Source organism: Azotobacter beijerinckii (assembly GCF_900110885.1).
Classification (GTDB): domain Bacteria; phylum Pseudomonadota; class Gammaproteobacteria; order Pseudomonadales; family Pseudomonadaceae; genus Azotobacter; species Azotobacter beijerinckii.
This window is the reverse complement of sequence record NZ_FOFJ01000042.1, coordinates 23,652-29,993: the sequence shown is the minus strand read 5'-3', so window position 1 is coordinate 29,993 and position 6,342 is coordinate 23,652. Positions and strand designations below refer to the sequence as shown.

The following is a 6,342-nucleotide window of genomic DNA, read 5'->3' as shown; positions in this document are numbered from 1 at the left end:
GCATGGGGATCGAGCCGCAAGCCCCGGGGCTTGCCCTGTCGGCGGGCGACGAGTTCCCCGCCTTCCCGAAAGCGCCGCACCCAGACGATCGCCGTCGCCGTGCCGACGTCGAATCGCTCGGCGGCCTGCCGAGCCGACAGCCCGCCCATGGCCGCCTCGACGACGCGCCGGCGAAGGTCCGCACTGTATGCCCGAGCCATTCTGGTCTCCTTGTCCGAGCAGGAGAGGAAAACCGAAATGACCAGGAAGAGCAACCCCTGCTTGTCGAATTCGTGTTTTCAAAAAATGCTCTAATCCCGCCTTACGTTGGTTTTTGGTTCCGTTGCTCCCCAAACCCCGGGTACCCCTCGTCACGGAGCGCCGTTACCCGTCACGCTGCCTGCCGCTCCTTCCCCTAAGCCGCACGGCCGCTGATCGACAGCCCGAGCGACAGTCCGGCCGCTACGGCAATCGCCACCAGGGCATCGAGACTGAAGGCATTGATCTTGCCCGCCTTTAGGTTGGAGAAGCGCGGCCCGGTGATGCCAAGGCGGTGAGCTTTCTCGGTGTCGGTGCCCGGCCAGGCGGCAGCCTGCTCGGTGATGGCGCGCATCAGGGCGGCGCGCAGCTTCATGTTCTCAGCCTCGGCCGGGGTGTCCTCGATGGCGTCCCAGACGCTGGCGAAGCGTTGTTGCTCGGTCATTTTCTGTTCCTCAACAGGTCGCGAAGACGGGCGGCCGCCAGATCGATATCGGCCCTTGGCGTAGCCTGGGTCTTTTTCTGGAAGCAGTGCAGCACATAGACGGCATCCGGTAGGGTGGCCAGATAGATCACGCGGAACGCCCCCGAGGCCTCGCGGATGCGGATCTCCCGCACGCCGGCGCCTACGCTCTTCATGGGCTTCCAGTCGGCCGGCTCGATGCCGTTCTGGACGTTGTCCAGCTCGAAACCAGCCTCACGACGGGCATCGGCCGGAAAATCGCGCAGGCGGTCGAGGGAGTCGGCGAGGAATTCAATGGCTTTCATCGGGCGGGGTCCTTGTCGTGCCCGGGCTACTTTATCGGTTCCGATAAGGCTCGCAAGTGAATTTTATCGGAACCGATAAACTCGCTATGCCGCATGGCGTTACCCGTCACGCCGATGGCTTGCTGGTCTGCTGTTCCTGCGCCACCCGCAGTCTGGCCAGCTCCTGCTGCTGCGCCCGCAGCTCCCCGCGCAACTCCGCGGCGTTACCGGCCTCCCGCTTCGCCTCCTCGCGCGCCTGCTGCCGGCCCTCCTCAAGATCGCGGCCGGCACCTTCGAGGCGGGCCAGGGCGGCCTGCAGCTGGGCTGCGGCCAGTCTGGGGTCTGCTCACGAAACAGAATAAATCGCACGCTAAGCCGAAGCAGGCCCTTCAAGCCGATGCTTGGCCAGCAGCCGAACCACGGTGGAGGGATGAACCCGGAACAGCCTGGCCGCGTCGGCTCCAGTCTTTTGGCCGGTGCTCACCAGTGCGACGATTTCCTTTTGCTGTTGTAGCGTCAGTTTGGGACGACGGCCCCCGACACGCCCGTTTTTCCTGGCGGCATCGAGCCCACTCTTTGTCCGCTCGCGCAACATGGCACGCTCGAACTCGGCGAATGAGCCGACGATCTGCATCATCATGCGCCCGCCCGGCGTAGCGGTATCAATGGCTTCGGTGAGGCTTTGGAAGCCCGCACCGGCCTGCTCGATTTTTTCCAGCCAGGACGCGGCGCTGGCCGACGGCGCGGGCAGTTCGGCGGGCGCCCGCGGCGTGGTGAGCGGCCTGAACTGCCTGCTGCATACCCTGGTTGACTGCTCCCCTCCCTGAAGGAAGGGGATTCCCAATTCACCGAGAACAGGACACGGATACTCGACCCATGCCGCTTACGTTCTCTCCAAGGGCTAACACCGCCAGCCCGGCGGCTTTCACGTTGATCGCGGCGTTCACGTCGCGGTCATGCTCGGTTGCGCATTCCGGGCAACTCCAGCGGCGAACATCCAGCGGCAGGCGCTCAAGGATATGCCCGCAGCAGGCACAGCGTTTCGAGCTGGGATACCAGCGGTCGATCTGGACGATCTGCCGACCGGCCCACCCGCCCTTGTATTCCAGCTGGCGAACGAATTCACCCCAGCCTGCATCGGCAATGGCTTTGCTCAGTGTCGGATTGCGGATCAGGTTCTTCACGGCAAGGGTTTCGGCGCAGACCACTTGGTTCTCGTTAATCAGTCTGCGGGACAGCTTGTGCAAGCCGTCCGCTCGGCAATCGGAGATTTTGGCGTGAATACGGGCCACTTTCCGTCGAGCCCTGGCGCGGTTCTTCGAGCCGAGCTGCTTCTTGCTCAGCCGGTGTTGGGCCAGGGCCAGACGGGAGGCGTATTTCGCGGTGTGGCGGGGGTTGCCGAATCGTTCGCCCTCGCTGGTGACGAACAGGTCTTTCAGCCCCAGGTCGATGCCGAGCGTTTTCGGCACAACCGGAAGGGTTTCAGGCTCGAACTCGCACAGGCAGGAGACGAAGTACCGTCCTGCAGAGTCCCGGGAAATCGTGACCGTGGAAGGCTCGCCCGGAAGCGGCCGACTCCAGCGGATCGCCAGGGGTTCGTCGCACTTGGCCAGGAACAGCTTGCCGTCGCGGTAGCGGAAGGCCGAAGTGGTGAACTCGGCGGACTGTCGGTGCCGTTTCTTCTTGAAAGCCGGGTACTTCGCCCGGCCCTCGAAAAAGTTCTTGAACGCGGCCTGCTGGTGGCGAAGGCATTGCTGCAATGGCACCGAACTGACTTCATTGAGAAAAGTCAGCTCCGGTTGCTTTTTGAGCGCGGTCAGGCGACTGCTGGCCGCCGTATAGCCGATCTTCTTCTGCTCCTGGTAGAAGGCATCGGTACGCCAGCGCAGGATGCGATTGTAGACGGAACGCACGCAACCGAACGTCCTGGCAAGCAGTTCTGCTTGTTCTGGAGTCGGGTAGAAGCGGTACTTGTAGGCGCGTTTTGTCATGTCTCACAAAATAACCAAACTAATGTAAAGATAGCAACCGCCTGAGAAGGAGGCAGCGAGAACAGGGGCGCCCTGCGGGCGCCGCGCTATCCCTCCCCGCACTCAAAGTACGGGGTTTCTCGCGCAAATCGGGTAATTAACAAGTGGCATCGACCCGATGAGCAGCTCAACGGCTACTCATGGTGACCGAGCCTTCCAGGTATCCTTTTCTGCCTCGACAGCCAATGAAGCCGGGTCAGCCATCCAACTCCACCTCGAACCCCACCACGCTGCGGCTCTCACGACTGAACTCCACGCCAATCAGGTGGATCGGTTCGCCCCGCGCACGGTACTTCTCGGCATAGCCGCGTTCGCGGATCTGCTGGAGCGCCCTCCCTTCGGGCACCAGCTCCACCACCTTGAACTCGAACAGGTAGACCTGGCCGTTGAACAGCACCGCCATGTCGATGCGCCCGTGGCTGGTGGCGTCTTCCAGGCGCACATCCAATCCCAGCGCGGCGAAGTGGCTGTAGAACACGCTGGCGTAGTAGCCCTCGTACCGGGCAATCGGATTGTTGCGGTACCAGTCGTGGGGGATGCCAGCGAAGAAGGCGGTGAACAGTGCCTGCAATCCACTGAAATCATTGGCCAGCAGCAGACGGTAAAGCTGGCCAGTCTGCCGGCCGGGCAAAAGAGGATCACCGGTCATGCCTTCCAGCAGCGCGCCGTTGAGGCTGGCTTGTACCTCCAGGTTGGGATACTTCAGTGTGTATTCGGTGCGCGCGCCCATGCGCAGCAGGCTGTCGATGGTCAGGTAACCGGTCTGGAACATCAGCGCCTCGACCGGCATGCAGTCGATGTCGAAGCTCGACAGCAGGGTTTCCATCGCCACGACCTGGCTCAGGTCGGGAGTGAAGACGCGCCGTGCCAGCAGTTGCTCGATCAGGAAGGTCGGCGTGCCCGTCTCGAACCAATACGGGTGAAACTCTCGCTTGGCGAACAGCAGCAGCAGATCGAAAGGGTTGTAGACCGAAGTGCCCGTCCAGTTGTAGCCGTTGTACCAGGTACGGATCTCGTTGCGATCCAGTCCTGGCAGCTCCGGCGCGAACACCGTATCGACGTCCTCGTCGGTATACCCGCAGATCGACGAGTAGCGCCCATCCAGCGTGATGTCGTTGAGGTTGTTGAGCCCGGAGAACAGGCTGACCTTGCTGAACTTGGACACCCCGGTGAGCATGGCGAAGCGGATATGGGCGTCGCTGTCCTTGATCACCGAGTAAAAATCACGCAGCCCGCTGCGAATCTCGCGCGCGATCTCAGGACGCTGCAGGTTGTCGAGAATCGGCTTGTCGTACTCGTCGACCAGAACCACTGCTCGCTGGCCTGTATTGCGTTCGGCTTCACGGATCAACTCGGCAAAACGAGCACGGTGATCGGTCAGCGCACAGGTGACACCCAGCGCCTGCTCATTGATGGTCAGCAGCTCGCTGAACTTGCCCTGCAGATCGGCCGCATCGCGGATCACTCCGCCACCGAAGCTGATCCGGATCACCGGATAGATGCGGCTCCAGTCCCACTGGTCATGCACCGCCAGCCCCCGAAACAGCGGCTCGTTGCCCTCGAACAGCTCGGCCAGGGTGTCGATGAACAGGCTCTTGCCAAAGCGTCGCGGACGGGAGAGGAAGTAGTACTTTCCCTCGTCGACCAGCTCAAGGGCGGCCGCCGTCTTGTCGACGTAGTAATAGCCCTCCTCGCGAATCTCGCGGAAGTTCTGGATGCCGATAGGCAACTTCTTGCGGGACATGGCAGGCAACCTGTAGGCAGATGCGGCGATTGTAGCCCAATAAAGCAGGCCAGCTCAGGATAAGACGAACGCCAGACCTTATGCTTCAGCGGCCACATCCCAAATCCGCAGAATGCTCAATCCGATCCGTCTGAACCGGACAAGATCCTTGTCGAGCGAGTAACTCTGAGCCAGCTCACGCTACTCACGGCCTCCCTGAAAGGCTTCCACTGGCAGTGCTGGGCCAATGCAACGTACAGAGCGGCCATGCTGTCCATGGGCGGCATCGGTGACCTGGTCTTGAGAGCGACAGACTCGCCGACCACCAGGTACCTGGGCAGCTCGGCGTAGTGGCTCAGGCATTACGCAAGAGTCGCCTCAAGCGCCGCAGCCTGACCCAGCGCTTCTACGCCGCAGACTTCACCGACAAGTCCAGCGGCGACGATTGCAGCATCGTCCTGACGGCCTGCCTGCTGCGGACCTGAGACGGTGACAGGCCGGCGTCGCACGACGGGACTCCTTGCGGCCCGAGGCGGTTGATGGGTTCTGAGCTGCGAGGGCACGCGGTGTAATTTCGCGACGTCACCCGCGCCCATGTGCTCGCCTGGCGCAAGCACCTGGAGCAGCGCGGCCTCTCCGTGGCCACCCTCCGCCGCAAGCTTGCCGCCCTCACCAGCCTGTTCGACCACCTGCTCGAGTGCAACGCCGTCGCCAGCGGCAATCCGGTGCATGGCGTCAAACGGCCCAAGCTCGAAACGAATGAAGGCAAGACCCCGGCTCTCGGCGATCATCAGGCCCGGGCCCTGCTCGAAGCCCCCGACCCCGCCACCCTGAAGGGCCGCCGCGACCGGGCGATCCTCGCCGTGCGGCTCTATCACGGCCTGCACCGCGAGGAAGCTGCCCGCCTGGCCGTCCACGACCTCCAGGACCGCCGCGGCCTCAAGCACCTGCGCGTCCACGGCAAGGGCAGCAAGCTGCGTTACCTGCCCCTGCACCCGGTCGCCGCCGAGCGTATCCATGGCTACCTGGAGGCCTCGGGGCATCACCTCGTGGAGCCCAGGGCGCCGCTGTTCCTGCCGCTGCGTGGCAAAAGGACCGGCGCTGGGATCTCCGCCGAGGGCATCTATGCCCTGGTCGGCGCCTACGCCAGGGCCGCCGGCATCACGGTCGAGGGCCTCGGCGTCCACGGCCTGCGCGCCACTGCCGCCACCAACGCCCTGGAACACGAGGCGGACATCGCCAAGGTCCAGCAGTGGCTGGGCCATGCCAACATCAGCACCCCCCGGCTCTACGACCGGAGACACCTGCGGGCGGAGGATTCGCCTACCTTCAAGGTCCGCTACTGAGCCACCCGGCAACGGAAAGGCTCGCGCCCGACGCCGGAGCGCGTCGTGCGCGTGGCCTTGCCTGGCGACAGATCGGGGACTGGAAACACTGCCTCCAGGCATACGGACAGTTCAGTGCCGTATCTCGGCGCCTGTCCTCCACCCGGCAAGAAGACTGCGGCTACTGCAGCACGGTTTGTTTTTGTTCAGTACCCCGCTTCTTTCTGATGTCGGAAGGCCAAAACGTACTGCGCGTGCGTAAACATGCGGATGATGCTAC

At 63.2% G+C, this 6,342-nt stretch carries 7 protein-coding genes and 1 pseudogene; 2 read left to right on the top strand and 6 right to left on the bottom strand.

Features of this window, described 5'->3' with window-relative positions; genetic code table 11:
• The 6 genes from BMY22_RS17015 to BMY22_RS16990 form a co-directional block, all read right to left on the bottom strand.
• Positions 1-254, bottom strand: a 254-nt coding sequence (locus BMY22_RS17015; protein ID WP_143068524.1) for a helix-turn-helix domain-containing protein, incomplete at its 3' end; no start/stop codon positions are given.
• Positions 255-394: 140 nt separating this feature from the next.
• Entirely contained in the window at positions 395-682 is a 288-nt protein-coding gene (locus BMY22_RS17010) for a helix-turn-helix domain-containing protein (RefSeq protein WP_090624036.1), read from the bottom strand.
• Positions 679-1,005, bottom strand: coding sequence for a type II toxin-antitoxin system RelE/ParE family toxin (locus tag BMY22_RS17005; protein ID WP_143068523.1), 327 nt, complete (start codon positions 1,003-1,005; stop codon positions 679-681). The genes BMY22_RS17010 and BMY22_RS17005 overlap by 4 nt, the downstream gene beginning before the upstream one ends.
• 349 nt (positions 1,006-1,354) lie before the next feature.
• Positions 1,355-1,828: a recombinase family protein gene (locus tag BMY22_RS17000; RefSeq protein WP_244158900.1), complete on the bottom strand. Its 474-nt coding sequence runs from the start codon at positions 1,826-1,828 to the stop codon at positions 1,355-1,357.
• Position 1,829: 1 nt separating this feature from the next.
• The gene (locus BMY22_RS16995) at positions 1,830-2,975 is read right to left on the bottom strand and encodes an RNA-guided endonuclease InsQ/TnpB family protein (RefSeq protein WP_090624034.1); all 1,146 of its coding nucleotides are present in this window, start codon (positions 2,973-2,975) and stop codon (positions 1,830-1,832) included.
• Positions 2,976-3,210: 235 nt separating this feature from the next.
• On the bottom strand, positions 3,211-4,758 hold the full coding sequence (locus BMY22_RS16990) for an ATP-binding protein (protein ID WP_090624033.1): 1,548 nt from the start codon (positions 4,756-4,758) through the stop codon (positions 3,211-3,213).
• A 329-nt stretch (positions 4,759-5,087) separates the two neighbouring features.
• On the opposite strand from BMY22_RS16990, the gene BMY22_RS25235 reads away from it, so the two are divergent.
• Positions 5,088-5,222, top strand: a complete 135-nt coding sequence (locus BMY22_RS25235; RefSeq protein WP_279626371.1) for a hypothetical protein — start codon at positions 5,088-5,090, stop codon at positions 5,220-5,222.
• Positions 5,223-5,309: 87 nt separating this feature from the next.
• Positions 5,310-6,083: pseudogene (locus tag BMY22_RS16985) on the top strand (tyrosine-type recombinase/integrase); the annotation flags it as partial.
• Positions 6,084-6,342: the final 259 nt, after the last annotated feature.